Annotated in this window: 12 protein-coding genes and 2 tRNA genes; 5 read left to right on the top strand and 9 right to left on the bottom strand. The window is 42.1% G+C overall.

Annotation, left to right across the window (positions count from 1 at the left end):
- Positions 1-8: 8 nt before the first annotated feature.
- The 6 genes from DSM08_RS16250 to recJ form a co-directional block, all read right to left on the bottom strand.
- The gene (locus DSM08_RS16250) at positions 9-1,955 is read right to left on the bottom strand and encodes a RagB/SusD family nutrient uptake outer membrane protein (RefSeq protein WP_149527130.1); all 1,947 of its coding nucleotides are present in this window, start codon (positions 1,953-1,955) and stop codon (positions 9-11) included.
- 11 nt (positions 1,956-1,966) lie between these two features.
- Entirely contained in the window at positions 1,967-5,209 is a 3,243-nt protein-coding gene (locus DSM08_RS16245; RefSeq protein ID WP_187773890.1) for a SusC/RagA family TonB-linked outer membrane protein, read from the bottom strand.
- Between the two features lie 393 nt (positions 5,210-5,602).
- Positions 5,603-6,673, bottom strand: a complete 1,071-nt coding sequence (locus DSM08_RS16240; protein ID WP_149527128.1) for a branched-chain amino acid aminotransferase — start codon at positions 6,671-6,673, stop codon at positions 5,603-5,605.
- Between the two features lie 958 nt (positions 6,674-7,631).
- Positions 7,632-9,143, bottom strand: a complete 1,512-nt coding sequence (locus DSM08_RS16235; RefSeq protein WP_149527127.1) for a GH3 auxin-responsive promoter family protein — start codon at positions 9,141-9,143, stop codon at positions 7,632-7,634.
- Between the two features lie 21 nt (positions 9,144-9,164).
- Complete coding sequence (gene lptB / locus DSM08_RS16230) at positions 9,165-9,899, bottom strand: LPS export ABC transporter ATP-binding protein (protein ID WP_149527126.1); 735 nt, start codon at positions 9,897-9,899, stop codon at positions 9,165-9,167.
- A 29-nt stretch (positions 9,900-9,928) separates the two neighbouring features.
- Positions 9,929-11,629, bottom strand: a complete 1,701-nt coding sequence (recJ, locus tag DSM08_RS16225; RefSeq protein ID WP_149527125.1) for a single-stranded-DNA-specific exonuclease RecJ — start codon at positions 11,627-11,629, stop codon at positions 9,929-9,931.
- Between the two features lie 115 nt (positions 11,630-11,744).
- Between recJ and DSM08_RS16220 the strand changes: the two genes are divergently transcribed.
- The 3 genes from DSM08_RS16220 to DSM08_RS16210 all read left to right on the top strand — a co-directional run bounded on the left by DSM08_RS16220 (position 11,745) and on the right by DSM08_RS16210 (position 14,389).
- Entirely contained in the window at positions 11,745-12,527 is a 783-nt protein-coding gene (locus tag DSM08_RS16220; protein WP_149527124.1) for an MBL fold metallo-hydrolase, read from the top strand.
- Between the two features lie 71 nt (positions 12,528-12,598).
- Positions 12,599-13,078, top strand: a complete 480-nt coding sequence (locus DSM08_RS16215) for a cation:proton antiporter regulatory subunit (RefSeq protein WP_149527123.1) — start codon at positions 12,599-12,601, stop codon at positions 13,076-13,078.
- 9 nt (positions 13,079-13,087) lie between these two features.
- Entirely contained in the window at positions 13,088-14,389 is a 1,302-nt protein-coding gene (locus DSM08_RS16210; RefSeq protein ID WP_149527122.1) for a cation:proton antiporter, read from the top strand.
- A gap of 38 nt (positions 14,390-14,427) precedes the next feature.
- Here the strand turns inward: DSM08_RS16210 and era are convergent, their stop codons facing one another.
- On the bottom strand, positions 14,428-15,306 hold the full coding sequence (era, locus tag DSM08_RS16205; protein ID WP_149527121.1) for a GTPase Era: 879 nt from the start codon (positions 15,304-15,306) through the stop codon (positions 14,428-14,430).
- Positions 15,307-15,419: 113 nt separating this feature from the next.
- On the opposite strand from era, the gene DSM08_RS16200 reads away from it, so the two are divergent.
- Together DSM08_RS16200 and DSM08_RS16195 are read left to right on the top strand one after the other, a co-directional pair.
- Positions 15,420-15,492 (top strand) — tRNA-Met (locus tag DSM08_RS16200).
- A gap of 49 nt (positions 15,493-15,541) precedes the next feature.
- A tRNA-Met gene (locus DSM08_RS16195) sits at positions 15,542-15,614 on the top strand.
- A gap of 214 nt (positions 15,615-15,828) precedes the next feature.
- Here the strand turns inward: DSM08_RS16195 and DSM08_RS16190 are convergent.
- The gene (locus DSM08_RS16190; RefSeq protein ID WP_246172308.1) at positions 15,829-16,812 is read right to left on the bottom strand and encodes an ISAon1 family transposase; all 984 of its coding nucleotides are present in this window, start codon (positions 16,810-16,812) and stop codon (positions 15,829-15,831) included.
- The gene (locus DSM08_RS16185; RefSeq protein WP_094258934.1) at positions 16,805-17,158 is read right to left on the bottom strand and encodes an ISAon1 family transposase N-terminal region protein; all 354 of its coding nucleotides are present in this window, start codon (positions 17,156-17,158) and stop codon (positions 16,805-16,807) included. The genes DSM08_RS16190 and DSM08_RS16185 overlap by 8 nt, the downstream gene beginning before the upstream one ends.
- Between the last annotated feature and the right edge of the window lie 379 nt (positions 17,159-17,537).

The following is a 17,537-nucleotide window of genomic DNA, read 5'->3' as shown; positions in this document are numbered from 1 at the left end:
TAAATAAATTACTCACCTAACCATCCTGGATTCTGCTTCAACTGACTGCCTTCCAACGAAAGTTCAAACAACGGAAGCGGCCAATAGTAACGGTAGTCTGACCAAAGGGCTTTCCCTTGAACAATATTAGGGCTTCTTGGATAAGCAATGATAAAGCCTTCGCTATCCACAAATACATCCTTGTCAAGTTGTTCTTTCAATGCGATGATCGGTTTTTGTAGCTTAGTACCATCATATAACTTCTGTTTTTCGGCAGTAAACTTCATACCACGGTAAGGGATAGTTAAAAATTTACCTGCTTTCCAACGCATTAAATCTTCATAACGACGGTCTTCCAATACCATTTCTACTCGACGCTCACGTCTGATCTCGCGCAGAATAGGGCTTATGTCGTATTCTAACAATTCCGCATTGATTGCATCCATACGTGGGTCTTGAGGCACGTTTGCTAATTGTAAACGGCTATTCGGATAAGCAGCGAAATCAAAGCCCGCACGCTGTCTAAGCGCGTTGATTGTACGATCTAGGTCATTTTGAGTCAGTGTACCTAAGATTGCTTTTGCTTCCGCTAACATCAATAAAACCTCGCCATAGCGAAACTCGATAGCGGTCTGCTGTCCACTTGTTGTTGCGTCATGTTCTTTCTTATCGCCCATCCAATGTTTAATCGCCATGTACCCGGTAACCGTGGTTCTGTCAGCTACATTATAAGACAATCTAGGATAAGTTACTCCATTCTCCGCCGCACTGGTCAAATCATTATTCACATTGTATATCGAACGGTTTTCTCCAGGATAGTTGATCGTTTGTTTCAGACGTGGATCTCTGTTCTCCAATTCTGTCCACATACCATCATATCCTTTAAATAGAGGATTCGCTGTATAGTTACCCTCCGAACCAGATAGATAGATCGGGCGTCCATCAATACATAGGTATTCATCCACTAAATTACGTGTTGCTCCACCCGCTGGACGCGCACCGCTGATACTGTTGTTCTGCTGCCAATAACGCTGCGTAGCATGTCCAACTTTAACACCGTCATAAACACGCGCTAAAATTGCTTCTTTGTTCTGATCGGCCTCGGGATTGTTCTTAAACGTAAAGAGCTTCCGGTATGGGTTTGTTCCCGCGCTGTACAATTGATATTTTCCCGAGCTGATGATTTTCTCACAAGCATCAACACAAGCCTCTAAGAAAGGAGCTGCGGTACTCTTCAATTGCAATTCGCTATGGTATGTTCTGAATGAACCTTCAAACAAAGCAATTCTTGCTTTTAGGAATAAGGCCATGTTCTGGTTAATGCGTCCGTCTGCGCGTCCGCTTACTCCCTCCAGCTTGGTGATTGATGAATTAATGGTGCTCATCAATGAATCAACTACCAACGTTCGCTTGTCGCGTGCTTTGTATAAGTCTTCATTGTCAATATTCATTGTCGAATTATACCATGGCACATCGCCGAATAGCATCAATTTTCTGTAATAGTCCCAGGACTTGAAGAATAAAGCCTCACCAACATATTTATCAAGTTTGCTAGCATCATTGTTAACCGACGGTAATGCATTCTTATAGTTTTCTAAGAAATAATGTACAGAGCGAAGATCCTCCCATACCCAACCCACATCAGTTCCGTTGGTTGGTGTTTTGTAAGTCTGGTCTAAGATACTATGTATATTCCCATACTTCACCATATTGTCCGTCATAAAGTCTCCTGCCAATAAGTGGCTACCGCCAGTGATGGAAGGATTTAATCTTGTATCTGCCCAACCATCAAAATGCCCCTTGATATAGCGTCCGTAAAGGTTGTTTAAGTATAGCGTTAATTCTGTTTCTGATTGTAAGGAATTACCGACCGCAAGTTCCGTTTCCGGATTAAGATCTAAGAAGTCTTTCTTACAAGACTGTAGCAAACTAACCGCTACAACTCCTGATAATATATATTTAAATGTTCTTTTCATGATGTAGAAGGTTAAAAAGTAATCTGTGCACCGAAAGCAACCGAACGTTTTTGCGGGTATGCTGATGATATTTGATCAACATCAAAAACATTAGGGATTTCTGAGATTTCGAATAAATTAAATCCAGAAAGCGTAAAGCGCAAGCGGTCTATTTTTAGTTTTTCAGTAACCGTAGAAGGTAAAGTATATCCTAGTACAGCTTGTTTTAAACGTAAATAAGCACCGTTGATCATATATTGATCATTAACTGATGGAGCTGCACCATACATCGGAAACTCTGCATCTGTACGCTCTGGCGTCCATGAACGTTCCAGCATCCAGCGCCATCCGGCACCTCCGCCCCAATATGCAGAACTACCTGTCCATACATCACGTTTTATCACACCTTGCACCAATACGTCTAAGTCAAAGTTTTTGAATGCTACATTTCCAGTAATACCAAAACGATAGCGTGGTGTAGAATTGCCTAGTACGACTCTGTCTCCGGTGTTGCCGATTTTGTTTAAGCCAGCATCAATTTTTCCGTCAGGGATACCATCAGGTCCACCGATATCCTGATACCGCAAGTAGCCTGGGTATAAGTTACCTTGGTATGGCCCCGAATAAATCCAATTGCCGTTTGCAGGGTTTTTACCGTTGAAATCCGATTCCTGTAAAATTCCGCCGCTCTTGTATCCCCAGATCTCGCCAATGGTTTTTCCATCATACATGATTTCTCTGTTGTCGGCATTAGTAATGAGCAATCCTGAGTTTCCGGCATAATGCACCACTTTGGTCAAGTAGTCGGATAGATTAACGCCTACGCGATAGCGAAGACCATTGTCTAAAGTTTCTTTCCAGCCAATAGCCAATTCCAAACCTTTCGTTTCCAGTATTCCAGAGTTAACGTATGGTGCCAGCGTACCTAGCGTATTCGGGAATGTCGCATCTCCTCTCGTTAGAATATCCGTTGTTTTTCTGTTGTAGTACTCAAATGTCACATCAAGTTTGTTTTGCAGGAATGCTGCATCCACACCAATGTTCCATGTTCTTGCCTTCTCAAAAGTTAAATGTGGAGAAACTAAATTAGGAGGGTTAATGTAGACAATTTGTTGTCCGTTAATCAGGAAGGCCGCACGACCGGAACCTAAAGTCGCCTGAAACGGATAGGCTTCACCTGGTTGGTTACCTAGCTTACCCCAGCTTCCACGAAGTTTTAGCTCGTTAACCCACTCGCGAATACCGTCCATAAAGGATTCTTGAGAGATTCTCCAACCCGCTGAGAATGATGGGAAAGCAACGAAACGCTCGTCTTTCGTGAATTTTGCATTTCCATCGTAACGTAAATTGCTCTCTAGAAAATATTTCTCCGCGTAATTATATGCGATCCTACCAAATACTGCTCTACCCGCTAGTGTCTCGGCATATCGAGTAGATTCATTTAACGTAGGGTCTTCTACTGCATTCGGATTCTGAACATTCGGGTTGATCAACCGACGATACGTGTTCGTCAGCTGCTCATAAGTCGTTTGCTCTTGGTTGTAACCTAAGATTGCAGAGAAATTATGCTTTTCTGCCCATGTCTGCTGATAATCCGCATAGATGTTGATCAAGTAATTATCACGCTTATTATTGTCAAGATAGGCTCTGTTTTCCTGTGCCTCTGTTTGGTTGGTTCCTAAACTGCTCCAAGACTCCAGCACCTGCGCCATTTTTGGACTATACCTGTTCAAACTATAGCTCTGTGGTTGGTACGCCAAATCAGCTTTTACCTTCAATTTATTTGGAAGAATGATAAATTCTGGCGATGCTAATAAAGACATACGTCTATTCACCGATCTATTTCTTGCACCATAGCTAATCCAAGATAGAATGTTGTCTGTATATGCATTTGGAAGCGGATCATTTGGTCCGGTCATCAACGGTGTGTTGATGTTTCGCGCAGGATCGGTCATCATGGCTTCCCAAAGATTTCCTTTTCCGCCCACTAAATAAGGAGTTTCGTAATGTGTTTGATCGAAACTTACCTTTCCAAATAAATTGAACCAGCTAGTAATTTTCGCATTTACATTGATCAATGCATTATAACGCTTGAACTCATCGGTGTTAATTTTATACATCCCAGACTGATTTTGCAGACCTGTCGATATATAATAATTTACCGCTTCGCCACCACCGCTGAAGTTCAAGGTATGCTTCTGCATAGGTGTCCATTTTTTTACTGCCGTTTCATAAGGATTCACATTGCCTACCCAAATAACTCTTCCACCCTCCTCGTACCAAGCATTCTCAGGAACTGGGTTATCCAGATATTTTTGGATCATGTTCAATTTGTTCTCTTCCGAATTGCTCACCGAGCCATTCGTCCATAAGGTACGATCCATCGATGCACGCTGGATTTGATACGAATTTAGTACGTCAGGTAATGCAGTAGGCGTGTCAAAGTTGGCATCGAAGTTATAAGATATCCTGCCTTTTTGGTTGAATTCACCAGTTTTCGTGCGAACCAAAATAACGCCATATGCTGCCTTCGTACCATAAATAGCACCTGCAGAAGCATCTTTGATGAACGACATGTCTCTGATATCATTCGGATTCAGCTGATTCAAAGCAGCAGTCGTATTTTCAACACCGTCAATAATGACTAAAGGGTCACCATTAACCGTTTCGAATTCTTTGGTGTTTGCATTATAAGCCATCGACGTTCCACCACGTAAGTTGAAACCTGGCGTCGTATTTGGCGCTCCATTTCCGAAGCTGATGTTTAAGTTGGGAACTAAGCCCTGTAAGGCTTGACCAATATTGGCAACCGGACGGTTCTCGAAAGCCTCTTTACCAACATGCGCAATCGCACCGGTTAGATTTACTTTCTTCTGCGTCCCGAAACCCACGACTACAACTTCCTCAATCTGATCTTCCGCTGCTTGTAAGCTAATAGATGAAGCTTCCATCGCTGGAACCTCTTTTTGTCCAAAACCAATCGAGCTAACGACTAGAATAGAACTGCGTGATGACACTTGAAGCGTAAATGTACCATCTTCCGCACTTTGTGTTGACTGATTCGTGTTTTTCTCGCGGATCGTGGCTCCTGAAATAGGAGTGCCCTGTTCGTCGACAATCTTACCCTTGACCTCTTCTTGGAAGCGACCCAGGTAGGAATCATTTAAAAACAGCGGCGATTCCGCGATTGGACTATGACCGATCGTTTTTGTTTCGGCATAGGAGGGAAGGGAACTCAAAAATGCTAGGCTATAACATAGGGGTATCCACTTCATCCTGGAATTTGTAAAGAAAATTCGCATGATTCGATGTATTAATAGTTATGATAGATGTACCTATTGGTTATCGATGCGAATGTGATGAAAAAAGCGTCAGGTTGCATGTAGAAATGCAACGCAATCGTTTGAGTAATCTACGAAAACGATGTAATTTTATATACTATGAGGAATTTATAAAGAAACTATCGGTTTAAAATTGTAACTAGTGATACGTTGGTCCAAGAGGGTATTTTTGGATGCGTGCAATGCTTTTCGGATCGGTATTATAGTTGTATGTTGCTGATTGTAAGTAAATTAGTCTTTTAATAAGGTGGATTCAATAAGAATAACAAAGGGGCTTTTTTTCAAGAAAAAAGCCCCTTTGTTAAAATTCTTTATGACTATGGTAAATTACTTTACAATTAAGTTCCAGCCATGTGTATCTTCACTCTTTCCGTATCGTAAATCGTTCAAGTACGAAAGTACTTTCAACGAGAACTCTCTACCTTCAACAGGAGGAAGCGTATAGTCCTGTCCTTCAAATCCGATACGGTCAATATGTGTAATCGTAGCGGCAGTTCCTGCTGCGAAAGCTTCCGTTACTGTTCCTGCTTTGATACCGTCAATTAACTCTTGAACAGATACTTTGCGTTGTTCAGCTTTGTAGCCCCACTCTTCTGCCAATTCCATGATCGTACGACGCGTAACACCATGTAGAATCGTGTCACCATGTGGCGTAATAATCGTATCACCAATACGGAAGATTAAGTTTGCCGTACCTGCCTCCTCAATGTATTTATGTTCGTTGGCATCAGTCCACATAATTTGGTCATAGCCTTCGTTATTTGCCAATTGCGTTGGGTATAAAGAGAGCGCATAGTTACCTGCGTTTTTCGAGAAACCTACACCACCTTCGGCAGCACGTGTATAATGTGTCTCCACTTTCAGACTGATTGGTTTGCTATAGTAAGCACCAACCGGACAAGTGATGATAATAAACTTATAAGAGATTGATGGGTGAACGCCTAAGGCTGCTTCTGTCGCAAACATAAACGGACGGATATATAATGCAGTACCTTCGATAGATGGGATCCATTCACGGTCAACATCCAATAACTTCGTCAAACCATCCATGAAGATCTCTTCCGGAACTTCCGGCATCTGTAAACGAGCTGCTGATTTGTTAAAACGCTCCCAGTTTTTATCCGGACGGAAGATACTAACCGTACCATCTGCAAATTTGTAACCTTTAATTCCCTCAAAAATTGCCTGTCCATAATGTAGTGCAGACATCGAAGGGCTCAATGTCAAATCGCCGTAAGGGACGATAGCTACGTCTGTCCATTGTCCGTTCTCATAATTAGCGACCAGCATATGGTCCGACATGATCTGTCCAAATTTTAAGTTGTTGAAATCTACTTGCGAGAGTCTTGATGTTTTTGTTGGCTCTACGCGAATTGAGATTTGTTCTGTCGCGCTCATATCAATTGATTGTTTTTATGCCCGCAAGTTAGCAAAAAAATAAAACCTAAGCTTTATAACCCGCTAAAATTTATTAGCAACTAGACCTTCAAAACATAGCTATTGTTAACGTAATATTATGTGTTTCAACATATAATATTATGCTTTATATCTCTTTTTTTACAATCTGTATGTTTTCCTATGCAATACTGTCTACTGTTTGCTATAGTGAAAAAATCGGGATATCAGTTAATACCATTGTTGGCAAGGATTCTAGTTCTCGGTATTGTTATTGTATATAGGTCAATGAATTTGTGGCAAGCTGTCTACAGATTCTTAATTTAAATATTGAAGCAAGTCGTAGAAGTTTATTGATGATGTGGTTGACTTTGAAGGAATCAAATAGCCTAATGCTTTATTCCGATTCAGATTAGCGTACTACAACTTGTCAATCAGTTTTTAAGTCAACCAAAGAAATAACTTATGGAAAGAGAATTAGCAAATATCAATACGCCAGAGACCAAAGAGGTCGGCGTTTTTAAGTTCATCATCGGTTTTATCGTATTCTTGTATAAAACTGCTATCCGCCCATAAGGGTAGCATTCCTCCAAAAAGGTTTTTCCAAATTGACGCTCTCCGAGGGTCAAATCCGCACTATTATGACTTGATGAGCATTTCTAAATGCCCTATGTCATCCTACTTATACTTCAATATTTTCGATTAACAATAGAGCAGTCTTCCTTTTTGTTGGGAAGTATAGCTTTCGCTCTAGGGTCTATATTAAGTAGAGGCATTCTCCTTCTACTTAAACCCCTTTCAAAGCCCTTTCAAACCCAATGTAAAACCCAATCAGAGCCGCTCGGAATGGGCTATGATTGGTTTATGAAATGTCTATGATTTAGGTTTGACTGCACGCAGGTATTTGCCACTACCTTGTCCGGATAGCAGAATAGAAATAACATTAAAATAGAAGTGTATATTACGAAAGTAGCTTTAGGATTGGGTCCAAGTATTCTCTACTGTTTGCCAAACGCGGAACCTTGTTCTGTCCACCTAATTTCCCTCTAGACTTCATCCATTGATAGAAGGTATCTGTTGGGGCATTGTGTATGATCGGTGCAGAGAGCGCCATGTTTTTATAGCGTTTTGCATCGTAGTCAGAATTAATTTCGCGAAGAGTTTGGTCTAGTATTTCGCAAAATCTGTTGAAGTCTTGTGGTTGTTTATCGAATTCGATGACCCATTCATGGGCCCCGGCGCCTTTGTCTTTAAAATAGACTGGCCCGGCAGTATAATCTTTGATGCTTGCTTCAGTTGCTTTACAGGCCGCTTCCAGTGCGTGATCGGCATTGTCGACAATAACTTCCTCACCAAAGGTATTGATATATTGTTTTGTGCGTCCTGAGATCTGAAAACGGTATGGGGATAGGGAAGTGAATTTAATCGTGTCTCCGATTTTGTAGCGCCATAGCCCTGCATTGGTGGTAATGATTAAGGCATAGTTCTTTCCAATTTCCACTTCATGCAGACCCAAGGTTTTTGGATGCTCTTCATGAAGGCTCTCCATCGGTAGAAATTCATAGTAGATTCCATAATCCAACATCAACAATAGATCATCCGAGTCGGAGCGATCCTGCAGACCAAAATAGCCTTCTGAAGCATTGTAATTCTCCAGATAGTACATATTGTCCGTTGGAATTAGTTTTTTGAATTGCTCACGGTATGGCTTAAAGCTAACGCCGCCATGGCTATAGAATTCTAGGTTAGGCCAAACTTCCAAGAGGTTGTCCTTGCCTGTTATTTCTAAGATACGATTGGCCATGACCATGTTCCAGGTCGGAACACCAGCAAGGCTCGTTACGTTTTCTTTTAAAGTGATCTGGCAAATCTGCTCGATCTTCTCCTCAAAATTAGGGTTCAAGGTTACCTCAATATTTGGCGTTCTTTTGAACTCTGCCCAAAAGGGAAGATTACGAATCAGGATGGATGATAAATCGCCGTAATAGGAGTCAGGGCTGAAGTTGTTGATCTGCGATGAGCCGCCGATCACGACTGATTTTCCAGTAAATACTTTGTTTTCGGGCTTATTGTGGCAATAGATGGAAAGCATGTCTTTACCGCCCTGGTAGTGACATTCTTCGAGCGCTTCGATACTAACAGGAATAAATTTGCTACGGTCGGCTGTTGTCCCCGAGGATTTTGCAAACCATTTGATATCCGATGGCCAGAGAATGTTTTGTTCGCCTTTGATCATCCGATCGATATAGCCTTTTAGGCTATCATAGTCCTGGATGGGTACTCTTTCTTTATATTGCTCGGGAGTCAGTATGCTATTGTAGTCATATTTCTTGCCCCATTCGGTTGCTTCAGCTGCAGATATAAGACTTTGGAACCACTCTTCTTGTACGTCGTGTGGATACTTCATGAAAAGGTCGATTTGGTGCATTCGCTTTTTCATGATCCACGTAAAGAGAGAATTTAGTAAGGCCATATGATGTGTAAAAACCTAAATTTAAAACTTTTTACGTCTTAATTCAAAATGTCGACCTAGATAAAACTTACGTGCAAGCTCATTATTGGCAATTTCCTCTGGCGTTCCTGTCAACATGATCTTTCCTTCGGTCAACAAGTATGCACGATCGGTAATGGATAAAGTTTCCTGTACGTTGTGGTCGGTGATTAGAATTCCGATGTTGCGAGTTTTAAGTTTGGCAACGATGGTTTGGATTTCCTCTACCGCAATAGGGTCTACCCCGGCAAAGGGTTCATCTAATAGAATAAAGTGTGGGTTTGCAGCGAGCGCACGTGCAATTTCTGTACGGCGTCTTTCACCTCCGGACAATAAGTCGCCACGGTTCTTGCGAACGCGGTGTAAACTAAATTCCGTTAATAGCTCTTCCAGCTTTTCTTTACGTTCTGCTTTGTTCGGATAATGGATTTCAAGTACCGAAAGGATATTATTTTCTACGGAAAGCTTCCTAAAAACAGAGGCTTCCTGTGCGAGATAACCGATTCCGCGTTGTGCGCGACGATACATGGGGTCTGCCGTAATTTCCAGATCATCTAAATAGACGTTGCCTTCATTAGGTTTAATCAATCCTACGATCATATAGAAAGAGGTCGTTTTACCGGCACCATTCGGGCCGAGCAATCCTACAATCTCTCCTTGTTCCACATGAAATGATACGTCGTTAACAACAGTACGTTGTTTATATTTCTTGATTAGATGTTCTGCTTTAAGAATCATGGGCTTAACCTTTCCTTGCAAAGATATTTTTAAAATCGAATTGCTTTTATATTTAATTGCAAATTCTTCTTGCCGCGCCAGTTATTTTCCTCTATGCTATAGCATATGTCGAATGGCTTTCCTTCGTTTATCACATTGACATGCTCTCCAAGGCCAAATCCTATACACTCGAAGGCATATGAATCTTCCTGCTTCACGCTGAATTTAAGATGCGTAGAACCGACAATATAAGCCGTTCCTGCAGCTGTTACGCGTTTAGTCATGAAAATTGGCGCTTCATTTTGTGGGCCAAAGGGCTCAAACTGTTTTAATATACGGTAGAATTTACTGTCGATGTCCATGAGGTTGATGTCTTTTTCTATCAAAACCTCCTGTTGCAACATCTCCGGTTTGATTGTTTTGCTGACAACCTCTTCAAAACGCTCCTGGAAGAGGGCGACGTTACTATGTTGCATGGTGAGGCCGGCAGCATATTTATGCCCACCATATTGGTCCAATAGATCGCTGCATTCGCTCAAGGCTTCGTATAAGTCAAAACCTATTACTGAACGTGCCGATCCGGCAATATGTCCGTTGGTTTCCGTCAGGATAATCGTGGGACGGTAGTAGCGTTCCGTCAGGCGCGACGCGACAATGCCGATTACGCCTTTATGCCAATCGGATTTATACAGTACGGTTGTTTTCTTGCTGTGCTGCAATACATCATTATCCAACAGGGATAAGGCTTCTTCCGTAATGCGCAGGTCGAAATCCTTACGGACATTATTTTGATCGTCTATATTGACAGAAAACTCCTTGGCATCGGACAGGGATTTGGCGATCAATAGCTGTACCGCGTCTTTAGCGTGGTCAATTCGTCCGGCCGCATTGATGCGAGGGCCGATTTGAAAAACAATATCATTTACGGAGAACTGTCCGGTTTTGTGCGATGATAGGTTGATTAATGCTTGAAGTCCGCAGCTTGCATTGCCGTTGAGCTTAATTAAACCAAAGTGTGCAAGAATGCGGTTTTCACCCGTGATAGGAACAATATCAGAAGCGATACTGACCGCTACTAGATCCAAATATTGATATGCAAGCTCCATATCCATACTATTCTGCTTGATAAAGGCTTGTATAATCTTGAATCCAATACCGCAGCCTGAAAGTTCTTTGTAGGGATATGGACAATCGGAACGCTTCGGGTCAAGAACTGCGACTGCATCCGGGAGTTCATCACCCGGTAGGTGATGGTCGCCGATGATAAAGTCGATATTCTTGGAATTTGCATAAGCAATCTTATCGTTGGCCTTGATACCGCAGTCTAATGCAATGATTAGTGAGAATCCGTTCTCGTGGGCATAATCGATTCCGGCTGTAGAAATTCCGTAACCTTCTTTGTAACGGTCGGGGATATAATACTCGATTCTAGAATGGAAATCGCGGAAAAAACTATAGACTACCGCAACGGCTGTTGTACCGTCCACGTCATAGTCACCGTAAATCAAGATCTTTTCGTTATTGCCGATTGCTTTTTCGATTCGAGCAATGGCAACATCCATTCCTTTCATCAGAAATGGATCGTGCAGATAGTCTAAAGAAGGTCTAAAAAAAATGCGTGCCTGCTCAAAAGTTTCAACGTCGCGATTTAATAATAACTCTGCAATAATACTATTGACGCCCAACTCATCCCTCAGTTTATTAATCTTCCCGACATCTTTTTTTGGTTTCAGCACCCACCTTTTTTGCATATCTTTGCATTAATTTTAACGTGTAAATATACATTTTATAGCGCTACTAACCTAATTGGAGCGGGGCTATATATGGGCACACTTACTTAACTCGCAAGTAAACAAATAAATAGATATGGTTAGAGCATATTCCCTTTACGAGGGCTCTTATTCTGTAGATAAATCCAAGAAATTCATTCCGTTTGATCCGAAAAAAGATGATCCGAAGGATCGTCCGGGCTCTTTGTTTATCCATGTTCACCCCTTTTTGGTAGAGACAAAGGGAGGTTTGGTTTTGTTAGATACGGGGCTGGGCCGTCGCACGGAGGACGATGAATTGATGATTCACGCGAACATTAAAAAGTTGGGATTTGATATTGAGGATGTACGTTATGTATTGATGTCGCACCTGCATAAGGATCATGCCAATGGGATGGTTGATTTTAAAGACGGTTCTAAGCGTGTCGCTTTCCCGAATGCCGAATATGTGATTCAAGAGCAGGAGTGGGAAGCCGCTTTCAGCACCGAGTCACCTTCTTACCGTACCGATGTTTTTGAAGTGTTACAGCGTAGCGGAAACTTATTGTTTGTCAATGGTGATGGTCGCTTGAACGATGAGATCCGTTATGAACTGTCGGGTGGTCACTCGGAGTTTCACCAAGTGTTTCACATCGGAACTGCTGATGAGCATTTTTTCTTCGGTGGGGATGAATTGCCGGAGCCTGAGGAGATTTTCCGTAATTTTATTGCGAAGTATGACTACGATGGTCGTCGTGCGAAGCAACTACGGGAAGAATACTGGGCTGCTGGAGCACCAGAAGGCTGGGTTTTCATGTTCTACCACTCGAAAAGCATTGCGATCGGTCGCCCGGAGCAACGCGAAGATGGTACTTACAAGATCGTCGATGCCACGAAATAAAAGGAGAATCCTTATATTTGGTAGAGCCGAGTTTTAATATTCTTAAGTTTTATTTTAAATAGAAAGTTAACATGTCGATAGTTAGAGAAAGTGATCTAATAGGCATTGGGAAAAAATATCAAATTGAAACCGAAGCTGGTGACAATATGGTTGTTGTTATTCATGACGATGGTCGTCGCGAGTTATACCGCCACGAAGATGAAGACAACGAAACCCATTGTGTAATGACTTTGTCCGATGAAGAATCTAGACAGGTAGCCGGTATTTTAGGCGGATTGTCCTACAAACCGAAAGCGCTAGAAACCATTGAAGTTGCTTTAGACGATTTACGTATTGAATGGTATAAAGTAGAGTCATCGAATGATGGAGTCAACAAGAGCATCGGAGAGCTGGAAGTTAGACAGCGTACCGGAGCATCAATCATCGCCGCTATTCGCGAGGATGAAACCATTATTAACCCAGGTCCAGACTATGTTATCCAACCTGGAGCGACACTAGTAATCGCTGGTAAGCTAAAAAATATCAAACTTTTAAAAGAAATCCTTCTGTAATATTCGCCTATGCCTAATACTATTATTATTGAAATTGGAATTGCCGTTCTACTGGTAGCCTTGGTTGGCTTGCTAGCCAACAGACTTCGTTTTTCTGTTATTCCCTTTTTTATCGTAATAGGTATGGTTCTGGGCAATGAATCCTACCCGGGGTTTGTTGCTGATGGGCTAGCGAGCATTGGAAACGAGGGATTTACCCAAGCTGTCAACTCCGTATGGAAGTTCTTTACTTTTACCGAAAGTAAGCCTTTCATCGACTTTATGGGTAGGCTAGGGGTCTTGTTCTTGCTGTTTTACTTAGGCTTGGAGTTTTCGGTTGGCCGATTGATCAAGTCTGGGAAATCCATCGTTGCGGGGGGAAGCTTTTATGTAGCCTTAAACTTTGTATCGGGCCTTTTGGTAGGCTGGATGATGGATCTGCCTTTTAAAGAGACCATGGTGCTATGTGGTATCATGACCAGTTCTTCTACCGCTATCGTGGCGAAGGTATTGACGGATCTGAAACGTACCGCCAATCCGGAAACGGAAGTGATCATGGGGATGATCATGTTCGACGATTTATTCATCGCGATGCATATCTCGTTCCTATCTGGTTTGATCCTCACGGGAAGTAGCTCATTTTGGGCAGTCGCGGGTACCTCATTGTTGGCGCTAGGTTTTATACTGACCTTCCTCATTCTGGGTCGAAAACTGATTCCTTTTATTGATAAGATACTACAGGAGAAGTCTTCCGAGCTATTCATTCTGATTATTTTCAGTTTGCTATTTACTATTGCAGGCTTTTCGGAGACTATCCACGTCGCTGAAGCTATTGGGGCTTTAATGGCGGGATTGGTATTTGCAGACTCCAAGTATCTAAAAAAGATTGAGGGAATGGTTTTGCCATTTAAGGATTTCTTTGGGGCCATGTTCTTCTTTAGTTTCGGGCTTTCTATTGATATGTATTCCCTAGGCGGAGCAGTAGGCTGGGCAGCCTTTGCAGCCTTGATTACGATTATCGGTAATGTGGCGTCGGGTTATTTTGCGACAAGGTTCTCGAACGTAAAGCCGAAGAATTCGGTGGATATTGGATTTACCCTTTCGGCACGAGGTGAGTTTTCCATTATTATGGCAAACATCGGTAAGGCAGGCAAGCTGTTGCCGGTTATACAATCCTTCGTCGTAGTCTATGTATTGATCTTATCGATCGTTTCGCCGCTTCTAACGAAAGAATCTAGAAATATATGGAATAAGCTGTCGGGACAAAAAGAAGCTCCTAAGCGGGCTAAGAAAAAGCTTAGCGACTTAGAAGCTGCTGTTCAGGAACCATAGGTTCTATGTTTAGTTTAATTTCGCGTATTGCGAATAACTTAATCGTCGTATCCGAAACGTTTTAAGTAGTTTTTCTTACTTCGCCAATCTGGTAACACTTTGACGAACATTTCTAAGAATACTTTTCCGCCGATAAATTCTTCAATATCCTGGCGGGCATAAGTTCCTACCTTTTTGATCATCGCTCCGGCTTTACCGATAATAATGTTTTTCTGAGAATCGCGCTCTACAATAATCTCTGCTGCAATGCGCGTAATCTTTGGCTCTTCCTTAAAGGAAGTGATAATGACCTCTGTACTATATGGAATTTCTTTGTCGTATAATTTGAATACTTTCTCACGAATGATCTCCGATACGAAGAAGCGCATAGATTTGTCGGTCAACTCATCTTTTTCGTAATAAGCCGCATGCTCCGGTAATTTCTCTTTGATGTATGCCATAACGGATTCTACGTTATAACCCAATAAAGCAGAAATTGGGAAGATAACATCGGGATTGATTTTCTCTTTCCAGAATTCGATCTTCGCTTTTACTTCTTCTTCTGAAGATTTATCCACTTTGTTGATGACAACTGCAACCGGCGAGCTGGTATTACGAAGTTTTTCTAACACATCGTTTTCATCGTATTTCTCGTTGATGTCTGTAACAAATAAAAGAATGTCGGCGTCAATAATGGATCCCATAACGAAATTCATCATCGATTCTTGTAAGGAATAGTTCGGTTTGATAACACCCGGAGTATCCGAAAAGACGATTTGATGGTCTTCATCATTGACAATTCCGATAATTCGGTGTCTGGTAGTTTGTGCCTTCGGCGTGATGATTGACATCTTTTCTCCCACTAACGCGTTCATTAGGGTAGATTTACCCGCGTTAGGTTTCCCTATTATACTTACGAATCCAGCTTTATGCGACATTATTTTCTTTTTTATTTGTTTTACAAAGAAACAAATAATATCTTTGTGCTCCAATTCGGAGATAATATAATCTGCATCTACGACGCAACGAGGTCAGATTTCATAAAATATATTGCGGGGTGGAGCAGTTGGTAGCTCGTCGGGCTCATAACCCGAAGGTCATCAGTTCGAGTCTGGTCCCCGCTACTAAACGGATTAAGCGCGAGGCTTAATCCAAAGACATTCAAAAATATATTGCGGGGTGGAGCAGTTGGTAGCTCGTCGGGCTCATAACCCGAAGGTCATCAGTTCGAGTCTGGTCCCCGCTACTATTTAAGGTTTCAATCGAAAGATTGGAACCTTTTTTTGTGTCTAGATATTAGACGTAAGATTTTAGATATTAGAGTATGGCGCTGGATAGGCGCCTTTTTTGTTGGTGGAATAGTTGTTTTGGATCAGGAGAGGAAGGAGGACTTGTCTTTGAACGGGATAGGAAGAGATGCTTTGTCTGGATCATACCGAAAGTTTGGGGGGAATAGATTTTTAAGCATACAATTTCATCACTCTGTACAGGAAGAATGTTGTGTCCCTAACGCCACGGAAGACGCTTCTGAAAGCTTTGAGTTTTGCATTGAATGATTCTGCGGAAGCATTAGTACTTCTGTTGTCGAAGTAATGGAGAATGTATTGATGATGAGCTGCAATGGATCTTGCTACGCTCTCAAAGGAAGCAATGCCCGCATTCTCAACCTGATTATGCCACAGGCCTAGTTTGGTAAATGCGACCTTTTTGTCCCGGCATTTGTTGAAGATGTCTCCTAAGGCAATTCCAAGATCATAAGCCTGTTTTAGCTTAGGAAACCGCATGAACAGCAATTCAGCCCGGTTTTTCTGGCTTTCTGACCATCGGCTGGGATGCTTGAACAAGAGGTGTCTGGATCTAGCCAATAGCTGTTTGAGCGTATCGCCATTGGGCAATAACTCGGGTTCATATGGGGTTCCTCGCTTTCGCGATTCCATAATCTTCTTGCTTTCTGCATCCAAGACTTCCCAACGATATTTGATACGGAGTTCCTGAACGGCATCGTAAGCTAACTTTTGGACATGGAACCGATCGACCACACGCCTGGCATTCCTGAAACATCTACGGATTGCCTTGGCCATGTTGGGAGCCATATCCATGGTCACCTCCTTTACCTTATTCCTGGATCGCAAGGGTATTCGCTCGAGAACAGCCATGATATCCTCAGCCTGGGTACCCTTTATAGTTGCTAAAATCGTTCCTTTACGCCCTTTTGCCGATTTACTGCTAACAATGGTATATAATTCACCGTTGCTGAAGCTGGTCTCATCGATGCTCAGGTGTTCCGAAATGTTTTCAGGAAACAATGTCCAGCTCTCAGCATGAGGTTTTTGGTCCCAGTCATGGAAATCACTGAGGTGGTTCTTGTACTGATCCTGTAGTTGCTTGCCGTCCATTTGGAAGAATAATCCTACCAATTGGGCGCTTACAGGATAGCTATCCAAATATCTTCTTTAAAAAAAGCCCGAATTCCGTAGTCATTCGAGCGCCCTCACGCACTAGGTTCCAATCTCTTGTGATGATATCTCCGGTATCCAAGACTGTCCAGCGACGACGGCGGATATGTAGCGTAACTTTCTGGCCTCGAATAGGAAAGTCTGAAATTTCAGTAGAAGGCATAAACCCCTTTGACTCCAACTTGCTGTTCTCATAGCCTGTCGGAGCAATATTAAGTTCATCTAAATAAATATGGAGTTGATTGTCGACCTGATCGACTTCTAAAATCTGGAAGTATTCCAAAAGCCCTTCGGGCATCAATAGGGATAGTAATTTACGTTCGGCTTCTTGCAAGGGATATCTGTATTAAGGACGCTAAACTAAGAAATTTTTAACATTCCCCCCAAGAATTCAGCTTGATCCCTTTGTCTTTGAACCAGGAAAGGAAGGGTGCAAGGATTATCAGGATCGTGTGGAAAGGAAGAAGGGTTTTGTCTTTGAACCAGGAAAGGAAGGATGCGAGGATAAGCAGGATCGTGTGGAAAGGAAGAAGGGGCTTGTCTTTGAACCAAGAAAGGAAGGATGCAAGGATAAGCAGGATTTTTCGTCGTAGGTCTTTATACTAAGTACTAGCTACTAAATACTATTTCTGGTTTAAGACAAACGTTCATGTTTCCATTGAGACACCAACAGAGATGAAAGTTCTTGATGACCTTTGAAAACAGAAACTTTG

Source organism: Sphingobacterium hotanense (assembly GCF_008274825.1).
In the GTDB taxonomy this organism is placed as follows: Bacteria; Bacteroidota; Bacteroidia; order Sphingobacteriales; family Sphingobacteriaceae; genus Sphingobacterium; species Sphingobacterium hotanense.
This window is presented reverse-complemented; position numbering and strand designations above follow the sequence as displayed.